The 22,194-nt window shown below is 35.6% G+C and carries 18 protein-coding genes; 6 read left to right on the top strand and 12 right to left on the bottom strand.

Features of this window, described 5'->3' with window-relative positions; genetic code table 11:
* Window positions 1-16 precede the first annotated feature (16 nt).
* Window positions 17-1,288, top strand: coding sequence for a UDP-N-acetylmuramoyl-tripeptide--D-alanyl-D-alanine ligase (locus ACWPWS_RS14610; protein ID WP_454047006.1), 1,272 nt, complete (start codon window positions 17-19; stop codon window positions 1,286-1,288).
* Window positions 1,289-1,450: 162 nt separating this feature from the next.
* Here ACWPWS_RS14610 and ACWPWS_RS14605 read toward each other — a convergent pair whose 3' ends face one another.
* Window positions 1,451-2,062 carry an NUDIX hydrolase gene (locus ACWPWS_RS14605; RefSeq protein ID WP_454047005.1) on the bottom strand — a complete coding sequence of 204 codons (612 nt, stop codon included), beginning with the start codon at window positions 2,060-2,062 and terminating at the stop codon, window positions 1,451-1,453.
* A gap of 36 nt (window positions 2,063-2,098) precedes the next feature.
* Between ACWPWS_RS14605 and ACWPWS_RS14600 the strand changes: the two genes are divergently transcribed.
* Window positions 2,099-2,488, top strand: coding sequence for a hypothetical protein (locus tag ACWPWS_RS14600; RefSeq protein WP_047387661.1), 390 nt, complete (start codon window positions 2,099-2,101; stop codon window positions 2,486-2,488).
* Window positions 2,489-2,591: 103 nt separating this feature from the next.
* Here ACWPWS_RS14600 and ACWPWS_RS14595 read toward each other — a convergent pair whose 3' ends face one another.
* The 11 genes from ACWPWS_RS14595 to mdlD form a co-directional block, all read right to left on the bottom strand.
* The gene (locus ACWPWS_RS14595) at window positions 2,592-3,080 is read right to left on the bottom strand and encodes a hypothetical protein (protein ID WP_454047004.1); all 489 of its coding nucleotides are present in this window, start codon (window positions 3,078-3,080) and stop codon (window positions 2,592-2,594) included.
* Window positions 3,081-3,342: 262 nt separating this feature from the next.
* Window positions 3,343-3,705, bottom strand: a complete 363-nt coding sequence (locus tag ACWPWS_RS14590) for a hypothetical protein (protein ID WP_454047003.1) — start codon at window positions 3,703-3,705, stop codon at window positions 3,343-3,345.
* A 119-nt stretch (window positions 3,706-3,824) separates the two neighbouring features.
* Window positions 3,825-4,097, bottom strand: a complete 273-nt coding sequence (locus ACWPWS_RS14585; protein WP_454047002.1) for a hypothetical protein — start codon at window positions 4,095-4,097, stop codon at window positions 3,825-3,827.
* Window positions 4,098-4,500: 403 nt separating this feature from the next.
* A complete protein-coding gene (locus tag ACWPWS_RS14580) occupies window positions 4,501-4,905 on the bottom strand; it encodes a hypothetical protein (protein ID WP_454047001.1) in 405 nt (134 codons plus the stop codon).
* 18 nt (window positions 4,906-4,923) lie between these two features.
* Window positions 4,924-8,349, bottom strand: coding sequence for an RHS repeat domain-containing protein (locus ACWPWS_RS14575; protein WP_454047000.1), 3,426 nt, complete (start codon window positions 8,347-8,349; stop codon window positions 4,924-4,926).
* Between the two features lie 5 nt (window positions 8,350-8,354).
* Window positions 8,355-10,727, bottom strand: coding sequence for a hypothetical protein (locus tag ACWPWS_RS14570; protein ID WP_454046999.1), 2,373 nt, complete (start codon window positions 10,725-10,727; stop codon window positions 8,355-8,357).
* A gap of 2 nt (window positions 10,728-10,729) precedes the next feature.
* Entirely contained in the window at window positions 10,730-12,364 is a 1,635-nt protein-coding gene (locus tag ACWPWS_RS14565) for a T9SS type A sorting domain-containing protein (RefSeq protein ID WP_454046998.1), read from the bottom strand.
* A 442-nt stretch (window positions 12,365-12,806) separates the two neighbouring features.
* On the bottom strand, window positions 12,807-13,850 hold the full coding sequence (locus ACWPWS_RS14560; RefSeq protein WP_454046997.1) for an anhydro-N-acetylmuramic acid kinase: 1,044 nt from the start codon (window positions 13,848-13,850) through the stop codon (window positions 12,807-12,809).
* A gap of 12 nt (window positions 13,851-13,862) precedes the next feature.
* A complete protein-coding gene (gene lptC, locus ACWPWS_RS14555; RefSeq protein ID WP_047421210.1) occupies window positions 13,863-14,453 on the bottom strand; it encodes an LPS export ABC transporter periplasmic protein LptC in 591 nt (196 codons plus the stop codon).
* Window position 14,454: 1 nt separating this feature from the next.
* Window positions 14,455-15,768: a hypothetical protein gene (locus ACWPWS_RS14550; protein ID WP_209788516.1), complete on the bottom strand. Its 1,314-nt coding sequence runs from the start codon at window positions 15,766-15,768 to the stop codon at window positions 14,455-14,457.
* 198 nt (window positions 15,769-15,966) lie between these two features.
* On the bottom strand, window positions 15,967-17,286 hold the full coding sequence (gene mdlD / locus ACWPWS_RS14545; RefSeq protein ID WP_454046996.1) for an NAD(P)-dependent benzaldehyde dehydrogenase MdlD: 1,320 nt from the start codon (window positions 17,284-17,286) through the stop codon (window positions 15,967-15,969).
* Between the two features lie 391 nt (window positions 17,287-17,677).
* Here mdlD and ACWPWS_RS14540 point away from each other — a divergent pair, with 391 nt between their 5' ends.
* The 4 genes from ACWPWS_RS14540 (at window position 17,678) to ACWPWS_RS14525 (ending at window position 22,138) form a co-directional block, all read left to right on the top strand.
* Entirely contained in the window at window positions 17,678-18,796 is a 1,119-nt protein-coding gene (locus ACWPWS_RS14540; RefSeq protein WP_454046995.1) for a DNA polymerase III subunit, read from the top strand.
* Window positions 18,797-19,082: 286 nt separating this feature from the next.
* Window positions 19,083-19,721 carry a TetR/AcrR family transcriptional regulator gene (locus ACWPWS_RS14535; RefSeq protein WP_454046994.1) on the top strand — a complete coding sequence of 213 codons (639 nt, stop codon included), beginning with the start codon at window positions 19,083-19,085 and terminating at the stop codon, window positions 19,719-19,721.
* Window positions 19,705-21,018 carry a TolC family protein gene (locus tag ACWPWS_RS14530; RefSeq protein ID WP_454046993.1) on the top strand — a complete coding sequence of 438 codons (1,314 nt, stop codon included), beginning with the start codon at window positions 19,705-19,707 and terminating at the stop codon, window positions 21,016-21,018. Before ACWPWS_RS14535 ends, ACWPWS_RS14530 begins: the two co-directional genes overlap by 17 nt.
* A 16-nt stretch (window positions 21,019-21,034) precedes the next feature.
* Entirely contained in the window at window positions 21,035-22,138 is a 1,104-nt protein-coding gene (locus ACWPWS_RS14525) for an HlyD family secretion protein (protein ID WP_454046992.1), read from the top strand.
* The last annotated feature ends 56 nt before the right edge of the window (window positions 22,139-22,194 follow it).

Below are 22,194 nucleotides of genomic sequence, written 5' to 3'. Positions count from 1 at the left end.
AAATATATATTTCCAAATGAATATAGAACAGTTTTATCCTTTATTTCTGCAGGCCGCAAAAGTGACCATTGACAGCAGAAAAATAGCACAGAATGATATTTTCTTTGCTTTTTCCGGTGAAAATTTCAATGCAGCTACTTTAGCAGAAAAAGCAATTGATGATGGAGCTTTGGCCGTGATTGTTGAACTTCCGGAATTTGAAAACAAGGATAAAAACATTTTCTATGTTCCGTCTACCCTTGAGTTTTTGCAACAGCTGGCTATTTATCACAGAAGCAGGCTTAGCATTCCTTTTATAGGACTTACGGGAAGTAATGGTAAGACTACCACAAAAGAACTTATTCATGCGGTTCTTTCTGAAAAATTTAATGTTCAGTATACATTTGGAAACCTGAACAATCACATCGGAGTTCCGTTAACCATTCTTTCCATTAAACCGGAGCATGAAATGGCTGTGATTGAAATGGGAGCCAACCATCAGAAAGAAATAGAATTTCTGTGTACCCTTGCTCAACCTGATTTTGGCTATATTACCAATTTTGGAAAAGCCCATTTAGAAGGGTTCGGAGGTTTTGAGGGCGTCATAAAAGGAAAATCTGAACTGTATGATTATCTTAAAAATAATAACCGAACTATTGTTGTTAACGAAAATGATCCTATTCAGATAGAAAAAACTGAAAACTATTCACCTAAAATTACTTTTGGAAAAGATACATCCAATTATAATTTTGGATCTTTTTCAGAAGAACATTTTGTAGGGTTGACTTATCAGGGAATAAAAGCCGTTTCAAAGCTGACCGGAGAGTATAATTTTACTAACCTTTGTGCAGCTGCAAGCCTGGGTCTTCATTTTGGAATTGGTTTTGACAAAATACAACACGCACTGGAATGGTATACCCCTACCAATATGAGATCTCAGGTGGTGAAAAAAGAAGGAAGGACTTTGGTTCTGGATACGTATAATGCGAACCCAAGCTCTATGACCGCTTCATTGAATAACTTTATCAGTTTTGAAGGTACTACAACCATTATCATTGGAGATATGCTGGAATTGGGTGATGAAAGCGAGAAAGAGCATCAGAACATCTTAAAACTGGCTCAGGATCTTCATTTCAACGAGATTATTACTGTGGGAAAACATTTTAAAGCAGTTAATCCTTCAGATCTTGCTTTTGAAAATACAGCAGAGCTGATAGAATATTTGAAACAAAATAGAATTCAGTCCGAAAACATCTTGTTGAAAGGGTCTAGAGGAATTGCTCTGGAGAAGTTGATTGACTTTATTTAATGCAGTAAGGAAGCTGGAGGCTGGGAGAGGGAAGTTCATGAACGCAATTGAAGAGCTTCCTCTTTTTTATTCAACTTTATAAAATTTCATTGGTCAATATACACTTAAAGAAGTAATTGGCCGGATAGTAACTTCCGGCTTCATTCTTCCAGCTTCCGGCTTTTAAGATTTCTTCAAATCCCAGAATTCTTTTACAATTAGTTTAATATTTTTAAACGTACTTGGGAAAACTTCATTCTCAATTTCTGACGTGGTTTTCCAGGCAACTTCAGTAATACCTTCTTCTATTTGTGGCGTGGAAGTATCTTCTCCGTCAAAGTTCATTTCAAACCAATGGGTACATTTTAAAATTTTCTCCCCATTTCTTTCTACATAGATGTGGTAAGTGGTATTGATGAATTTTACAAGCTCTACATCACTAAGGCCGGTTTCTTCCTCTATTTCCCGTACAGCAGACTCTTCTCTGGATTCTCCTTTTTCCATCTTACCTTTAGGAAGATCCCATTTGCCAAGTCTTTTGATGAAAAGAATCTTACCTTCAGGGTTATTCACGAGACCTCCTGCAGCTTCTATAATTCTGAAAAGCTTTTGGAACTCCTGCCAGATTTCATCCAAATTCTCTCCATATACATTAAGTTCCTGTACAGAAGTGTTCTCTAAAAGATCCAAAGCAATCTCTAAAGTTGTGTAATTTTCATACGCAAGCTTTTTTTCAAGTTCTTCAGGATGCTTAGATATCAATAATTTTTTTTCGTTGACAAAAACTTTATACATTTGTAATAGTTAAGAATTTAAATACAAAAATAAAAAATGAATTTAGAAGGACGAAAGATTATTGTCAATAAATCATCTAAAGAACTTACCGAGTTGCTGAAATCACCTGAAAATTATAAAGATTTTATGCCGGATGGTCTTCAGAAATTTGAAACGAGAGATAACGGATTTAAATTTGGATTACAGGGAATGCCGGAAATTGCGTTAAAAATAGACGAAGTAGATGATCAGAAAGCTGTTTTAAAATCTGCAAGTTCAAGCTTGGATTTCACATTAACAGCAACTTTAAACCCCATCAGTGATAACCAAACTGAAGTTCAGATGTTATTCGAAGGGAAATTCAATCCATTCATCAAAATGATGGTAGAAAAACCACTACAGAACTTTATCAATACGCTTACTGATAAAATCGAAGCCTATAAATAATAAAAACCTCCAACGTTGGAGGTTTTTTATCATTTTGTCTTGTCCTGAAAAAGGTTGACTATTCATAAAAAAAATAGTCATTATTATGGATTTTAAGAAATTATTATATTAAAATATCTTGTTTAAATAAATCAATTAATTTATTTAAATATTTATAAGAAGTTAAATCTTCCCATTTTCCATCTTTTATAAACTTTTCAGCAATAATGATAAAATCAGCTCTATCTTTCCATTTATGCAGATTACGTTTATTCAATGTAATAAGGTTAAATTTATATAGGTCTTCATCATCATTAGATGTTAATACTCCCATAAATATGTAATCATGAACATCTTCTATAATTTCTTCATCTACAATACATTTTCTATTTTCAGGTTTAACGCTATAAAGATATTGTTTAGCTAATTCAATGGCTTTTTTTCCAAAAGAATGTTTATTTAAACAATTAATGTGAAATACAGAATCATTGAATTGATATAAAGGATCTTTAATATTTTGAATGAAAGGTGGAAATGAAAAGATACTCTCCAAATCAGTAATTTTTTCATTACACAGTCCACATGTCGTTTGATTTATAAATAATATAGCCATAATTATATATTTAAGGTCTAATTAACGTTTTTTCACCCCCATGAAAACATATCTCATCCAGGAAAGAGGATTGCTATTAGTACTGCCAAAACTACTGTTATTATCGCTATTATAAGGGTTGTCATGTATACTGTTGCAGGCACAGTTGTCATAAGCTCTATTACCACTTCCATAGCCGATCTGTATTCAATCTTTTGAATTAGAGCATTGGTTTTCAATACTTTAATTTATAGTCAACACATTCGGAATGTTACCAATGCATTTATTTTGTCAAAAAATTATCAAAAGAATTTCCAAATTCTGATTCTATTCCCTTAGCTAATGCTATTCCGCTATTACAAGTCAATTCAAAATTAGCTTTATTATCCTTTATGATATATTCATTTTCAGAATGTTCAGTATCAAAAGAAATGCTAACAGATAATTGAGGATTTTTCCAAGAAAACTTTCCTTTTATATATTGACAATTTCCCATTACTAAATAAATGATTTCATCATCTTTTTGTGAAGTTATTTTTAAGGCTATCTTGGTATGGGTCATATCAAATAACCATATTTTAACCATATCGCCCTCATATTTACTTAATACAATATTGATCTTATCTAAATTTGTTAGTACTTCCATATTATTTTGATATAAATTGTGTTCCATCCCAAATAACTTGATTACCATTTTTTATAAATGTAGTCTTTTGAAGAAGCCCAGGATTACTTAATATGTGGTCAAATTCAAAATTTGTCATTTTAGGTTGCTCTGGTACCCCTGTGTAAAGCTAAATCAGCATCAATTCCTAAACCTATTATTTTTCCCTCCGCTTGCATTTCCTTTGCTGCCAGTCCTGGTTTCCTTAATGCTACTGCGCCAATAATCCCGGCAACTATCGCAAGATACCTGTTTTCAGGCTTCCCAGTACTTATTATCTGTCCTCCAATGTCAAAGACTCCTGCTGGGTCATCAGCACTTCCAATATATTGGATAGGTCCATCGGCTCTTACACCAGACATCCTCCATGCCATATCATTTATTCTCTCCAGCCGTAGCTGTATAATCCCGTTTCCTGAAGTTCTTTCCCGTTGTATTTATTATCCTTATGGCTTTCCTCGTCCAAAGAATGCATTCCCGGTTTTAAAATGATTCATCCCAAAAGGATAGTAATCATTGGCATCTGTGATCTCAAGAACGCCTGCGCTGTTTCTACCGTAAGAAATCCTTACATTTCCAAGCTGGTCTTTTTACCAACACATCTGAAACACCTGATATGATCTTTAATATTTTAAATAGACTATTTTCTCTTTTCTCCTGTTATGGCTATCCGCAATATCATTTAAATTGAGATTTTCATTCTTATTTTAAAATTAGAGTATTGAAAACCAATACTCTAATTTAATATCAATACATTTGGAATATTCCGTTAATTTTTTAATTCGTAATTAGGATAACTTCATCATGTTCCAAATTTAAATTAGAGTTAAGAATTCTGTCTTGATTTACCCATTGGTTTTTACCTATTAAAAGTCCTCCAGCAATTATATAATATTTCTTTTCCTCCGATTCCAGTTCGAAAATCTTCATATTATATTTCAATAAGTTTTTATCGATTTCCATTGGAACTTCTTTTTCTGTAATTTCTTTAATTATAATATTACTAAGAATCGTTGGAATATTAATATAATTTACTGCCCAGAACTCGAAATCAATATTATAAGATTGATCTTCAGTATAATTATCCTGATCAGGAAATTTCATCTCACTACGTAATAATAATGATGAATGGCTTACAATATAAGCCCACATTTTAAACTTTCTATTTGAATTATATACCATAACTTTAGATTATTATAGTTAATATAAGGGTGAATAACTATCTAATATTTTATATGTACCATCTGCCGCTTTATTATAAAATATTGTTTTCTGTAATAATGAAGCATCATTCATAATAGTATGCATTTCCCAGTTGGTATAATTTCTGAATGTAAGAGGTGCATTAGGGTCGAATTTAGAAAATTTAATCTTCCCAAATCCTGTTGTATTAAAATGTATTTTATCGTAACTTTTCATAGCATCTAATATTTTACTTTTATTAAATCCTGTGGAAAAATCTCTATAAGTATGAAATGAGTTTTTTTCTGCAAAATTGAATAAATCATCACCTAATCCTAATGCAAGATTTTTTTCTGCCTTTATTTCGGCGGTTGCCAGTCCTGGCTTCCTTAATGCTACTGCACCAATAATCCCGGCACCCATCGCAAGAAACCTGTTTTCAGGTTTCCAGTTGCTCATTATTTCTCCACCAATGTCAAAGATGCCGAAGAAGTCACCAGCCCCTCCTATAAACTTTACAGGCCCATCAGAGCAGTGCCCACAATATGGAGGTAATGACTGTATTTGCGGCGGCGGAAGATTCACCTGATAGCCTCCGCTTGCATAGCACATGGTACAGTTTGACGGAAATACAGAGTTATTATTGACATTATAATAATTTTCTATCTGCCACCATGTATGATAATTACTGCTGCCACCCGGTGGGGTAAGGATAATTTCTCCAATATCAATAGGATTACTGGATGAAGAACCCGGAGGATCTTCTCCGTACATTCCCGTTGGATCTACAAAATTAACAGGGTTATTAAAAGCATAGCCATAAGGATCTAATGAAAGAGCGCTCAAAGGGTCATGCTGCATAAATCTTCCCAGATCCGGCATATAGAAACGGGCATTCATATCATACATTCCCGTTTCCTGCAATTCATTCTGCAGGTAGCCGTATTTATAATTATCATTACCTAGTCCGATGCTGTTATATCCCTCATGCTTTAATCCGAAAGGATAATAGTTGTTTTCTTCAATGATCTCTATGCCGCCACCGGCTCCTTTAAGGTAGCTTACCCTTATATTTCCAAGGTGGTCTGTATAGCTGTAAATATACTTACTTTTTACAAAATCATAGTATCCCTCCGAGGTTGGTACAAACTGTAGCTGCCCGTTGGTATACTGAAAACCATCAAGATAATCAGTAGTTATATTCCCATAGGTTTTCCTTAGTTTTATCCCATCTGCACGATAAGAATATAAAATATTACCTGCATTTAGAGTGATCTGGCTAGGTAAATTCAGAAAGTTGTAAGCCATATTACTGATCCCCTTATCCATATGGGAGGTCATATTACCATTGGTATCGTAAGTGATGGTGTTTCCTCCAACGGGATAACCTGCTGCGTTATTTGTACCATCCTTTACCTTTATCAGCCTGTTGCTGTTATTATCATAAGTATAGCTTAGCCCATCAACATACTCAGCAAAAATACTGTTTGGTGATTTTCTAAACCTGGATAGGTAAGTAATATTTCCGTTCACATCATAACTCACACTTTCATTAAAGTAATAAGGTTCCGGGTTTGTGGTTTTAGGTTCCTTATATTGTGCACCCAAAAGTCTGTTGACCCCATCATAACTATAATTGTACCTTCTCAATATTCCGTCACTTTGGGTAGTCCAATCAACCTCGGCAATATTCCCGCTATAGGATGCTGCAGTACTTTGTGGATTAGTATATTTGAGTTGTAATCCAAAAAGCTTATTGTTTAGGTTGTTAGGATCATTAATATGAGTTAAGGCTCCAAGTGTGTTATATCGGTAAGCAACAGACTGTATACCATTACCCACGTTTTTATTCTGAAGTTGTCCCAGCTCATTGTAAACATATTCAGCCAGGGTTTCTTCGGCCCCGTCATTGATCCGGTGAGTATGTTTTAATAATCTTTCCTGATGATCATACGTAAAGATTTCATTGATCTTTACTTCCGGGCTGTTGCTGTCTTTTTTATGACGGGTTGTCGTATTCAATGGAACTCCGGAAAAGGCAAGTGTGGATTCTATTTTGGTATACCCCCCTAAATGGTTAATCGTTTGCCCTCCTGTTACTCTTTCTTTATCATCGTAGTAAGTATAGTTTTTGGTCCAGTTATTATCTTCTATATTTTTAATGAAGGAAGCAAGAAGTTTGGATTGTGTAACCACTCCTGAACTGTTTGACGGGCTTCCGGGAGGATACGTGTCATAATAATTAACAGTTAAAACCGTAATATTGTTTTGCGGATAGGTATTGCCGGAAGTGTAATAAATTGTGGAGCCTGCTAAATCCGTAAAGCCTGTATTACTCCTTTCTTCACCGGGATTAGTATTAATTGCAGCCTGCTGGGTAAATCTTCCTTTCGGGCTGCTTTGGAGTCCTGTGTAAGCAATCCGATTGAAGGCATCATATTTTGTAAAAAGCCATTTGCCCTGAGAACGGAGATTGCCATCCTGTGACATCACTAATCTGCCCAGCTGATCATACACCATGTATTCCAAGGCTTTTCCAGGAAGTTTTTTTTCTACCAGCCGGTTCCAGCCATCATAGGAGTACGTATAGAGCAGCCTGTCCAGAATATCAGGAGTAATAACACCGTTATTAGCTAAAATCTTCTGGGATGCTAAGGGAGGGATAACAAAAGCCAGCTGATTGTATTCGTTATAAATATAATAAGTATTAAGGATGTCAAAACTTTCCTTTTTACGCGTCAATATTGTTTGCCCGCGTTCATTTTTGAACTCTGTAACCGAGTGTCCATCTTCATCCGTAACTATGGTTTTGTATAAGGTTCCTTCGGGATAACTTATGGGGTTTGGGTTTAAAGCAGAGGAAGTTGCCCCGTATTTCCAACTTGTTGTTGTAGTAAATTTGTAGACTTCTGAATTACTGTTAGTCTGATAATCATAGCTCACCTTCTTACCCAGCCAGTCACTTCCCGCACCCGCATAAGATTGTAAACGGTCTAAAGGAGAGTTTTCCAGGGAGTTTTTTCCATATATCAATGCATCCGCACTACCTGAAGTGGTTTTATAATATCCTGAAGTGGAGGGCGGGGTCTGGATATCACCATTTAAACTGCTCATGGGTACAGGAAGCCAGCTTTCCACTTGTCTTCCAAAACTATCATAAGGAATATGGGTAACCATATCATTACCTGTTGGAGAGGTATGAATGGCTACATGCTGTCTTGGTTTTCCTAATCCATCGAAAAAAAGGATACCCTGAATCTGCTTAGCTTGAGCATCACTAAAAGTCTTTGGCTCCAGATAAGTGCGGGTATAAACATAATTCTCATTTACGCTAGAGAGATCAGAATTCTGGCCATTAAAGAGACTAGAAGTTGAATTAAGAACCGCCTGGCTGTAATGCATAATACTTACCAATAACAGTATAGCTGCGTGTAATTTTTTCATTGTTGTTAGTCTTTATAGTTTTTATATCGGTATTGGTAATCCTTGATAATATTTCCGTCTTTGTCCTTTACAGAGTGTAACCTTCCCGTATTGTCATAAATATAATATTCCGTAACTCCTGATGGGGGAGTCATACTTCTGATCCCAACTAAAGGATCATAGGTATAAGTAGTGATCTGAAAATTGGATAGGCCAGTTTTTTTTCTAAAAGTATTCATTGCTGAAAGTAATGCTTCCTCGGAAGCCTGAGTTCCTGCATTGTTGTCTACGTCTGACGCATCAATGAAGTCTTGCGCTAGATTCCAGATTTGATCATATGCTGCCCCTTGCACTTTAGCAATGATGAGTGATTTATTATATCCGTAAATCATGGCAGTTTTTACGCCTGCTGCGTTTGAAAGCTGGATAAGGTTTCCTTTGTAATCATACGAATCCATCTTTTGAATTTCCTTCGTATTCTCATCTTCAATATTGGTAGCAAGAACAGAGGTAGGCAATAAAGAGCCGTTATTAAATAACACTTTTGATCTGGCAAGAAGCTTCCCGTCTTCTTTTTCTTCAACGGACACCGGTACACCAATCATATGGGCGCTTTCCAGATGAGAATATCCGGGTAAATTAGTAGGATAAGTAATGGATTTTTCTTTTACTTTCCCGTTAACAACTGATTTTATGTAACCGGGTTTAAGATTTATAGCGTTGATGCTAACCTCTGTTTCCTTAGTTATACTTTGATTATTAGCATAAAATTCCTTCTCTGTTTGAAGTGTTTTTAAAATATAAGAGCGTTTACTGGAAATGTGCTCTGAAATAAATGCTGAAGATTCCGGGTGAATTTTAAAATCATACTGACTTTCCCAATATTGATCAAAGAAATAATTAGTTTCTTTTTGAGAAAGCAATCGGTTCTGATCATCATACACTTTTTCCTTCGATGGTAAACCCCACCTTGTGATATCATAATAAGGCCAGAAATAATAATTAACATATATTTGGTTGGTCAAATATTTTGGATAATCATTAGGAGTAATAAATGTTTTTTGGGTATACCCTTTACCGGTTTCCCATACTTTCACATTTTTATAGAGGATATAAGAAACCTGTTTTTGCTCATTATACTCATCTATTTCTCCATAATATTTATATCCTGATGATGTTGTTGTTCCAAAAAGATTATAATCATAGTTGATGGTTCTTTCCGGAGCAATATCAATGCTATTTTTATAATAGTTGATGACTTTAACTCTCTTTGCTATATTTCCAGCTGCGGAAGCAGAATTGGTATAAACGTGATCTTCATACTTATATTCCGCAATCCCTCCTGCGGGTGTCGTTATTTTTTCCAGTATTCCTTCCTGATTTCCTGACTGCGCACTATTTTCATAGCCAAAAATAGTCTGCTCTATTTTGAGATTATTTTTATCGTTTTTTCTTATGAAATTTAAAATGCGTTTTCTTCCCCATACATCAGACGAGGGAAAAGCAGATATATAACTGTTCATTACATAAGAATACTGCACTTCACCTGAAGGATTTTTGAGTGTAATTTCTTTTAGCCAGTAAGGATCATTAACGGTGTTTTCTAAACTCTCATCATAAATAAATGTAAAGTTAACTTCTCCTTTGACCGTTTTTATTGACTTTAGTTTACAGTATTGCTGAGCCATCTGGCTCGGAACGTTTTTATTTTGCAACTGATAATCAAAAGTTGCCACTTCAACTCCTGTGGGGGTGAAAATTTTTGCCAGATAATAAGTAGATGCCACTCCACTGGGTTTTGGATAATTATTGCATTTAAATTGGTAATTATCAATATTATTAAAACTGTATCTATAACCATTATTAGTTATTATGGCGAATTCTAACCCAGTTGCCATAATAGAATTATTAATTTCTATTGTGATATTATTATTGGGATTTAAATTGACAACCTTATAACCATTAGTATCCTTTTTAACAGTAAACTTCCCGGATAAATCAAGTACATTGTAATAATAAGTGCTTTCGTACGGATCAGACTGATTATTAATTCTATCACACTCGACTTCAACACTTTGTATATCTCTATAAATAATACTTGTTCCAAATAATGACCATCCCTGGCCAATATCACTGACTCCCCGGATGTTATTATAATTTCTGACATTATACCGTAAACTGATAGGATAATTGATGTTATTATCAGCCATAGGTATACTGAGTAGGGGAATATTTATATTAGGAATTCCTGAAGCCTCATTTACAGGCATATCAATATAATTGGATATTGATGCAATAGACTTTTCTAATGCCACTCCATTCTGTGCATATCCCAGCTGTATTCCTAATATCAGAAAGACTAACGGGACAAAAAAATCTGGATATATTTTCTTCATCATATTTATTTTTTAATGAGTTTTGCAGATGCTGTTTTATCTGTATCTGTTTTTACAGTCACCAGATAAGCGCCCTGAACCAAAGCCTGGGTATTAATTTTTGTTACTCTGTTCTTAGTTTTTATACTTTGAATCTGTCTTCCGCTTATATCATATAAAAGTATATCTGCTTCTTTGAAATCATTGAATCCTATTTCCACATAAGCATAATCTGAAACAGGGTTCGGATAAATTTTAATGTCGTATTTTTCTATTAACTGATCAACCTGTTTGTCTCCCAGTTTGATAATCTTCCAGTTCTCTTTACCTAATTCTTCTGCACTGGTTCCTGCCAATACAATAGAACCATCTCTGTTCAGCTTTAAGTCTGAAAGTCTTTCTTCTTTCTTTCTGGATTCTCCTTTTACATGTTTTCTCCACTGCTCGGTACCATTCTGATCCAAATACAGCATCCAGAAGGTTTCATCATCCGTTTGTATTCTTCCTTCTACCTGAGTATAGCCGCCTAATAAGATTCCTTTGGAAGATTTATCATCTGCTGAATGAATCACACTCATTCCCATCAAAATATCCCTGTTCCCCAAATTGTAAGATTTCTGCCACTGCTCATCGCCTCTTTCGTTTAGGGCAATCAGCCAAAGGTCTGTTCCTTCTTCAATTCCTACAGTTTTGTTTCCTGATCTTTCTGATCTGGATTCTCCACCGATGATAAAGCCATTTGAAGCCAATGCCAGCGTTCTGATATGATCATCACCTTTCCCTCCGAAGTTCTTTTCCCATTCTACTTTTCCATTCTTGTCCAACTTGACAATCCAGTAATCTCCTTCACCAAAATTTTCAGTTTGTTTCGAGTTTCGGGATACGGGATTTGAGTTTTGAACATTTGATGCAGAACCCGCACCTCGCATCCCGGAATCCTTTTCAGAACCCGAAACCCGAACCTCGGAACTCCTCGAATAAATCCCCAGTAACGCTCCTCCGTCTTTCGTTGGAATCATCTCTTCTACTTCATCTAATCCTTTTCCGCCTAAAATCAATTGTGAAAATTCTTTTCCGTCTTTGTCGAGTTTTGTGATCAGAACATCTTTGGAACCGTAACCTTTTGATGAGTTTTGAACATTACCGGCCACAAAAAATCCTAAATCGGTAGTTTGAATTACCGCTCTGGCTTCTTCATCGGCAGGCGAGCCTATAGTTTTTTGCCAGATTTGGCCTCCAAATTCATTGATTCTGATCAGCCAGATATCTGATCCTCCTTTGGAATCCTCTTTTTTATCCAATCCTTTTCCTGAATAAGAAGTTCCGGCCAGAAGAAATCCTCCATCCTGTGTGGTAACAGTGGCTGACAGGTAATCATGGTTTTGTCCTGAGAAATATTTCTCCCAAACTTCCTGCCCCTGCTGGTTGAGTTTTATCAGGTGGAAATCATAGCCGTTGTTTTGCTTACTTCCAGACTTCCGCTCCTCGCTTCCTGACTGTATAGAACTTCCTGTGATCAGATATTGTTGATCAATAGTTGTTGTAATCTGGCTTAGAAAGTTCTGCGTACCGGACCTGAAATCCTTTTGCCAGAGAATATCCTGGGCAGATATTTCCAGTATTGTACATAAGGTTAATGCACTGAGATAAATTTTTTTCATTAGCTCGCGTTGTATTTGATGGTTAAAAGTATTATCTATAACCTACTTTTATATTGCGTAAAAGCCAATATTCTATTAATTTTTCTTAATACATGTTGCTTTTGATAACATAAATTGTTTACTCTTCTGACTACGATGATAACTGTATTAGTTTTAATTGAAACCAATAATTCCTTTTGTATAAGTTAAATGTATTGAAGAATATAAAATCTTAGAGTTAAGGGAAGAATACATGTCAAATTATGTAATCGAACAACAATATTCTGTGAAAAGAAAAGACTTTCACAAACGAAACTTGCTATGATGATAGGGAAGATAGACAGTATCTCTATAAAGTAGAAAAAGGAAAGGTTACTTTTAGTATTGTCACTATTCTGTAACTTATGCAATAAATGATATTTCCCTGGCTGAGCTGATCGGTGAAATAAAAGTATGAAAATATCTAAGCAATAACTCCCGAACAATGATCCGCTGTACTTCCTGTGGCAGAAGACAACACATTGATCTCATTATTCATTTTTAGAACGCCCATAAAGGCAAAAATCAAAGCTTCCTTATAATTGATGATCTCTTTTTCAGGGATGATCACTTCGGCTTTTGTTTTTGCTCTTATTTTTTCAATTAAAAACGTGTTGTAGGCACCTCCGCCTGTAACCAGAATATCTTTTATATTATTTTTATTGATCACAAGGGAAATCTGCTGGGCGGCATGCTCTGTAAAAGTTGCCAGCGCATCCAGGGTTTCTATATTTTCAAGCGCTGGAAATATATGCTGGTTACACCATTCAATTCCCAAAGATTTTGGAGGTGAGATATGGTAGAAATCCAATGCGTTAAGCTGATTCAGTAAGGTTTCATTGATTTTTCCTTTTTCAGCCAATGCTCCGTTTTCATCAAAGTTTTTATGAAGCTTTTGGGCCAAATAATTCAAAACAATATTCACCGGGGCAATATCAAAAGCGATTCTTTTTTCGCCTGATTGTAATGAAATATTGGAAAAACCGCCAAGGTTTAAACAAGCGCTGTACTCTGAAAAAAGCAATGCATCACCTATGGGAACCAGAGGTGCTCCATTTCCATTCATTAGGACATCCTGACTTCTGAAATCATAAATGACGGGTAATCCGGTTTCCAGTTTGATTGCTCTGCCATCACCAATCTGAAGGGTGAATTTTCTCTTTGGCTGATGAAAAACGGTATGCCCATGAGAAGCTATCAGGTCGATATTTTCAAGCTGGTGTTTATGAATAAATTCTTTAACCCGCTGTCCCAGATAAAAACCATACTCTGAATGCAGTTCCAGTAAATCTTCAGCAGAAAGGTGAACCGAGTTTCTAAGTTGAGATTCCCAATCCTCAGAATAGGAGAGTGTCTCGGCCTTCAGGATTTGAAAGGTCCATCTGTCCTGTTTTTCAAATTTGGCAAGGCAGATATCCAAACCGTCCAGACTTGTCCCGGACATCAGTCCAATAGCCAGAGCTTTCATAGTTTTTTGGAATTATTTTTTATTCTCAGAAATTCTTTTTGAACTGAAATCTCCTGAGTTGTTATAGAATGTATATTCGGAAAAATCATCTTTGGCAGTCATTCCATTGGCACCTACCAGCGTAGAGCCGTCTTCCATGGTAACGTATACCGTATCTTTGGTATAGATTCTGTTTTTTCGCTGATCCCAATAAATACTCTGCATGGCAAATCTCTGTCCTTCATTGGTTTTTATTCTTACATCACCTTTGGCTTCGTAGAACTTTTTGTATTCAAAAATACGGGCGTATTTAGCCGTAATTCTTCCTGGAACCTTAGGTTTCTTTTTATCAAAAAACTCAATGTCGATTCCTTTTCTGGCTACCACATACGGGCTGTCGATCAGCTCATATTTTTCAATGATCGGTGCTTTGGCCTTTAAAGTAACAAAACCGGAATCACGCTGTATAATATTGGCGTTGTTGATGATTTGTGAAGGGAAATTTTTGCTTTGGCTGCCATTTCTTTTGGTAAGATCCTCTTCACAGGATGTCAATATAAAAAATATAGCACAACTAAAAAGGCATGCTATATTTTTATATGATATTTTTTTTGAAAAGTTCATTTTAGTTATAAAGAGTCTTTCTGAACCATTTGTCAGCAAAATTAAAGCCGATTCTCAGGTTAACGAAATTCTGGTTGATCAGATTGTTTTGAAGAGTACCTCTCTTACCTACTTCTAATCCTATTTCAAGACCACTCATTCTTGTGATACTACTGTTTTTGAATGGAAGCATAACCCCTGCAGAAATACCGAACTTGTTGATACTGTTTCCTTCCAGATTAAGGTTTCCTCTCTCGTAGAAAGCACCATATCTATAGATTACTCTTGAGAAATAGTTTCTAAAGTTATTATAGTTAGGAAGATACCATCCCCCTGCAGAAATTCTGTAAGTATCTTGGAAATTAAAATCTTTACCAAAATAAGAGATATCTTCTCCTTTTTTATAATCTACCTGCCCTGATACAAACCAGTGGTTTTCACTTCCATATCCAACCCCTAATGAAGCCTGTAGTGGAAGAAGGTTTTTAGATTTTGTTTCTTTTTGCTCTATGATTGTTTCTGATCCGGTAACTTTAGTAGTCTCCTGAGCATCAGAATATCTGTATGTACTGTTGGTGTACTGAGTAGTCATATTACTTGTATTACCAAAAGTAGCAGTAGCTCCTACGGTAAACTTCTTATCAGTACGCGTATTTAAAGTCTGGTAGCTTGTACCTAATGTGAAATTAAAGTTTCTGATTCTGTTTTTAGTCTCATAACCATTAACATATTCACCTACATAGGTACCAAGATTACTGTTGTAAGCACGGAACTCATTAAGGTCATTAAGATCTCCAAAGTAAAGGTTAGCTTTTGCCCCTACAGACAATTCCTGACTGATCTTATAAGAAAGAGCAATCTGAGCAGTGTTCAAGGTTCCGCTTCCTTTAAAATTATTTCTATAAAGAGGAGTTTTATCTTCACCAAGCTGTTCCGTTACGATATCGTAGCTTTTAGAACTATATGGCTGATAAGAGATTCCCATTTTTACTTTAGAAGATAATGGAAATGCAAGCGAAATATTGGAAAGATACGTAGAATGCTTTGTAGATTTCATATCGTTATAGTTCGATTTGAAATAATTGTTTTCGTTGGTAGCTTCCAGTCTGATACTCGTAAGTTCAAAATTGGCGTTGTTTGCCGGGTTGGCAAAATTGAAACTACTGGTAAAATCACTTATAAAAGCAGTAGATATACCTCCCATAGAAGTAGTTTCGATCGTATTATCATATTTCACATCTCCAATTCCATACGTTGCATAAGGAGAGTTGCTTAGACTCTGTGCATTAAGAAAATATCCAACTGATATGAATGATACTACAAAGATTTTTTTCATTCTTTATTTTTAAAACAATGCGCAAATATCTTAAATATTAATGAATTGTAAAAATTATATGTGGTTAAAGTTTGTTAAGGGCTTTTCTTTCAAAGAAAAATGCAAATTTTCAGCCTTAAAAATAGCAATTCTGTTGTACATAAAAAAAGACTGTTCTTGAGCAGACAGTCTTTATTTATATTCGTTATTCCTGATTATTTATTTTACCTGAAGGACAGATCGGCTGTGGCTGAAACATTCAAAACTGAACTTTCCATGGTATTTTCCCATTCCTGAAGTTCCTACTCCTCCAAAAGGTAAATAGTGAGAACCCACGTGGATAATGGCACTGTTGATTTCAGCATCTCCGCTTGTCGTATGATGTAAAACATAATCAGCCAGTTCCTGATTTTCTGTGAAAATATACAATGCTAAAGGTTTAGGACGGTTATTGATTTCTTCCAAAGCCTCTTCAATATCGCTATACGTCATAATAGGAAGAATAGGCCCGAAAATCTCCTGCTGCATCACCTGATCATCCCAGGTAATATTATCCATTAGAGTAGCCCCAAAATGACGGGTTTCAAGGTCATATTTTCCACCGTAAATCACTTTTTCCGGAGCTGCTTCCAGATAACCCGCCAGGTGTTTAATCTGGTTCTGACTAACTATTTTTCCTATTTTCCCAAGTGACTCTCCTTCATAAGTTGTATCCAGATTAGCTTTGAATTTTTCAATGAAGGCATCCTTTACAGACTCATGGATATAGATATAATCCGGAGCAACACAGGTTTGTCCGCAGTTAATCCATTTTCCATAAGATATTCTTGCCACGGCTTTATCCAGATCTGCATCTTTATGAACAATCGTTGGAGATTTTCCACCCAGTTCAAGTGTCACCGGAATTAACTGCTCTGCAGCTGCTTTCATAACAATCTTCCCAACATTAGGGCTTCCTGTAAAGAAAATATAATCAAAAGGTAAACTTAATAACAATGTATTTTCTTCAATAGCACCCTGAATAACCGCTACATAAGATTCATCAAAAGATTTTCTGACAATATCTTCAAGAACCTGAGCTACATGAGGCGTATTTTCAGAAGGTTTTATAATGGCTGTATTTCCTGCAATCAAAGCCCCAATCAGCGGACTGAATGTTAATTGAACAGGATAGTTGAAAGGCCCGATAATATACGTAACTCCATAAGGCTGATAGGTCACTTTACTTACAATTTCAGCACCTGAAGGATGTGATTTTGAAGGTACAGGAGTTGGCTTTGCCCATTCATCAACATTTTCCAGCAAGTAATCAAGTTCACTGATAACAATTTGAATCTCCACGTACTCTGCTTCTTTTCTGCTTTTCCCCAAATCTGTATCCAAAGCCTCACAAAGTGCATCAGTATGCTGTAAAAAAACTTCACGGAATTTTTTTAATTGTGCTTTTCTGAATTCAATATCTTTTGTCTGATTCGTTTTGTAAAAGGCTTTCTGCTGTTGAAATATCCCTTTAATTTTTTGTTCCAGGTTTGTATCCATTGGTTTAATATTTTAAATAGGTGTGAAATGGTAATGAATTTACGAATAATTTCACGTTGCAAATGTACTGTATAAAATTACATTGTGTAAAATTTAATTTATATTTTATTCTAATCCTATTATTGATATTACCTATAATAGGAGGTAATTTCTTTTGAACCATTAAGATGGTATGAAGGTGTTAAGAGTAGTAAGATAAGCTTCGCTTTAATCTTAAAATCAGAATGATTCATCTTAACTATACTTTATTTCTTCAACCTTTCTTCATGGTTTTATTATATCCTGTATTTTTTATAGATTTAAAGAAACTCAAAATGTATGATCTATATTTTTATGGATTTTAAGCAGACTTAATTTTATGAAATGAGAGAAGATTTTTTATCTTTGAAACATGAATTGGGAGAACATCGCCGGACAGACAAATCTGAAAAAACTTCTTAGAGAAAGCATTGCCGAAAACAGGGTGAGCCATGCCCAACTTTTTGTAGGAAAGGAGGGATACGGAACACTGCCTATGGTATTGGCCTATGCACGGGAAATTTTCATGCGTGAAAATGAACATGCTGCGGTGAAGGTAGAGCACCTTAATCACCTGGATCTGCATTTCAGTTTTCCGGTTTTTACCGATAATAAAAATTCATTAAGTAAAAATAAATTTGATGAGTTCAGAGAAATGATCCTGGCTTCTCCTTATGCAAGTTATGATGACTGGACTGCTTTTTTAGAATCGGAGAATAAACAGTTATTTATTTCTGCTGATGAGATTGATGACCAGAACCAGAAGTTTTCTTTGAAAAGTTATGAAGGGGGAACCAAAATTCTTATCGTCTGGAGAACCGATAAAATGAATATTGCCGCTTCTAATAAGTTTTTGAAATTTTTGGAGGAGCCACCAGCAAAGACTGTTATTCTTCTTACAGCGGAAAGTACCAACGATATTCTTCCAACCATTCTTTCCAGAGCACAGATTGTAGAGATTCCCAGAATTAATGATGAAGATATTGAAAATCATCTCAGAAAGAATTTTTCTGTTTCCGAAGAAAAAGTGAGAGAGATTGTTCATGAAGCACAGGGAGATCTCAATGATGCCATAAAACTGCTGAATTCTGGAGATAAAAGCAATGAATTCGAAAAGCTCTTTGTACAGTGGGTGAGAGATGCATTTATGGTTAAAAAGAAACCTGAATATTTAAAAAGCATTATTTTCTGGGCAAGGGAAATTGCAGGATGGAACAGGGAAAAACAGAAAAACTTCCTCAACTATTGTTCTGAAATTTTCAGACTGGCATTACTTCAAAATTATCAGTCCGAAAATCTGGTGTATAAAAAGATTAATGCGAACGGCTTCAATTGGGCCGGGTTTTCAAAATTTATCAGTGGCGCTAATATTGAAAGTATTCTGGAAGAAATCAATACTGCAGATCTGCACCTTACCCGAAACGGAAATCCTAAAATTGTCTGGACCGATCTCGGCATAAAATTATCAAGATATATTCACAAAAGCACATAAATAAAACTCCGGGTCTCACCGGAGTTTTTGTTTATATTTTCCTTTTTTTTTAGGGGTATTTTCCAGTAAAATTGTGTTAAAGATTGATGTTTTGTAGAGAATTTCTCCCAAATTTTCCATTATTATTAAACTTTATCCAGCTGTTTTTCTTCCAAAACAGGCTTTCCAGAAGTTCCAGCACTCATTATAGAAACCGTCTTTCTGTTACAATAAATTAAATCTATATTAAAAAATCAATCAATCGTTTGATTTGTGTTAAAACTTGTGTACATTTGCGCCCTGAAAAATGAACACTAACATGATTTCAAAAGAAGAAAATATATTATTCGCAGCCGAGAAGCTTTTTGCAGAAAAGGGATTCGAAGGGACTTCCACCCGCGAAATTGCAAAGGATGCTAATGTAAACATCTCTATGATCTCGTATTATTTTGGCTCTAAGGAAAAACTTTATGAGAAATTAGTGGAATACAGAATGAATGAAGGTCAGTTTTTTTCAAAAGATCTTTTGGGAAGAACAGATATCAACGAGTGGCAGAAAATTGAAAAAGTTATTGATCAGTTTTCTCACAAGATCAGAACTCAAAAATGCTTCTACAGAATTATGCAGAGAGAGCAACTGCATACAAAGAATCCTCAGATTGTAGAATTTTTGAAACAAACCAAAATGGGATTCCTTTCTATGTATTCCCAAATATTGGAAAGTGGTCTTAAAAATGGAATTTTCACCAAAAACCCACCTATTTATCTGCTTCATTCCACGGTAAGCGGAACCTTATTTTATGCATTCAATGCTAAAGAAATGTATAAAGAGTTCCTGAATGAAATAGAAGATGAAGAAGCTTTTGATGAAAAATACTATACAGAACTTAATAAACATATAAAATATTTACTAAAAGACCTTTTAGGTTATGAAGAGAATAAATAACTCAGTGATTGCATTATCACTATTCGTAGGAATAGCAAATGTAAATGCTCAGGAGAAAAAAACACTTTCTCTTGACGAAGCCGTGCAGCTGGGAATCCAGAACAGCAAGAATCTCAAGATCGATGCAGCCAAGATCGAAGAGGCTACAGCTGATCTTTTGGAGGCTAAAAACAGACAGTTACCGGAATTAAAAGTGTCAGGTAGCTATATGTACCTTCCGATAAAACCGAATGTAGATATCAAACTTCCGGGTGTTTCAGGAGCAGGAGGTCCTGAAGTACATCAGGTGGCTTACGGTTCAGCTAATCTTAGTGTTCCAATTTACAGCGGGGGAAGAATCAAATATGGTATTCAGTCAGCTAAATATTTGGTAGAAGCTTCTAAACTAAGTACTGAGAATGATAAAATTGCCATTGCTTATAATGTTGCCCAGGCTTATAACAACCTGTTTAAAGCCAACCAGTCCATCAAGGTCTTTGAAGAAAATCTTGCTGCATCCCAAAAAAGAGATGAAACCTTCCTTAAAATGGAAAACAATGGTTTGATCGCAAGAAATGACAGATTAAAGGCCAATCTTCAGACTTCAAATATTGAACTTCAACTGTTGGAAGCTAAAAATAACTACAATATTGCCAACATCAATATGGATTTATTGCTTGGACTTCCTGAAACGACAGAACTGGCAGTAGATGAAAATTACATTGAGGAAGGATCGGACGTAAAACCTGTTGATTTTTATGTTACCGAAGCCAGAGAAAATCGTAAAGACTTACAGGCTTTGGCTCAACAGAGAAAAGCGGCAGAACTGGGATCAAAAGCAGCAAAAGCAGAAAATCTTCCTTCTATTGCCTTTACAGGAGGTTATGTAGCAGCTGATATTCCTAAGTTTCTTACTGTTTACAATGCGATTAACGTAGGGATTGGAGTTTCCTATAACTTATCCAACCTGTGGAAAGAAAATTCTTCATTGAGACAGTCCCAGGCAAGAGAAAAACAACTTGCTGCTACCGATGAATTATTGAATGATAACATTAAGCTTGATGTAAACAGAGAGTATCAGAACACAGATTATTCAAAGAAGAGAATTACTGTTTTTGAAAAATCTGCTGAGCAGGCTAATGAAAACTACAGAATTACCAAAAATAAATACGATAACGGTCTTGCAACCATGACAGAATTATTGGATGCAGATGCGGCGCAGATTGCGGCCAACGTTGGCGTAATCAATGCTAAGGCAGATGCTGCACTGGCATACAGAAAACTATTACAGACAACAGGAACTTTAACAATTAAATAATCAGATCGAAACCAAAATGGAAAATAATAATACACAGGCAGTTGAACCTAAAAAGAAAAAAAGTTTAGTTTTTCCTATCATTTTAGCTGCAGTAGTAATCGGAGGAGGAATCTACGGTTACAGAGCGTTTACTTACGGACAGTACCATGAAGAGACTGACGATGCCCAAATCGCTTCCAATATGTCACCGGTAATTTCTAAAATCTCGGGATATGTAGCTCAGGTAAAAGTAAAAGACAACCAGTTTGTAAAGAAAGGAGATACGTTGGTGATTTTGGATAACAGAGATCAGAAAATGGCTCTTGAACAGGCTCAGGCAGCATTATCTACAGCGAGAAGTAATATCTCCAATGCAGAAGCTACTACAACGGCTACTTCAAAAAATATCGGTTCTTCAGAAGCAGCGGTAGTCACTGCCAATGCTCAGATAGAAGCCGCAAAAGTAAATGTTTGGAAAACTTCTCAGGATTTGAAGAGATATGCTAATCTTGTAAAAGACCATTCTATTACAGAACAGCAGTATGAGCAGGCTTTAGCAGCAAAACAATCTGCAGACAGACAGTTACAGGTTTTAGTAGATCAGAGAAATCAAATTGCTCAGCAAACCCATATTGCTTCTTCTCAAACGGCTGCAAGTTCACAACAAATCAGTGTTGCCGGATCTGTTGCTAAACAAAGAGAAGTAGATGTGGAAAATGCAAAATTAAATTTATCATATACCGTAATTCTTGCACCTGAAGACGGTCATGTAGGGAAAGTATCTACACAGGCAGGTCAGTATCTGCAGGCAGGATCACAGTTGTTTGCTTTGGTTAAAAACGATCAGAAATGGGTTGTGGCCAACTTTAAGGAAACACAGGTAGATAAAATGGTAGAAGGGCAAAAAGTGAAAATTAAGATTGATGCTTTCCCTGATCAGGAGTTTGAAGGAGTGGTAAGTTCATTCTCTCCGGCTACAGGAGCTACTTTCTCTATTCTTCCTCCGGATAATGCGAGTGGTAACTTCGTAAAAGTAGTTCAGAGACTTCCTATAAAAATCGATTTTGTAAATCTTGATAAAAACATTGCAAAAAGATTAAGAACAGGAATGAACGTGAAGGCAGAAGTTGCTTTGAAATAACCTTTAAAACTGTTAAAAGTCAATGAATTTCGTTGTTAATAGGGAATCAGCTTTGC

The organism is Chryseobacterium sp. Marseille-Q8038, from assembly GCF_965111995.1.
The sequence above is the reverse complement of the archived record's forward strand: the minus strand, read 5'-3'. Positions and strand labels throughout refer to the sequence as shown.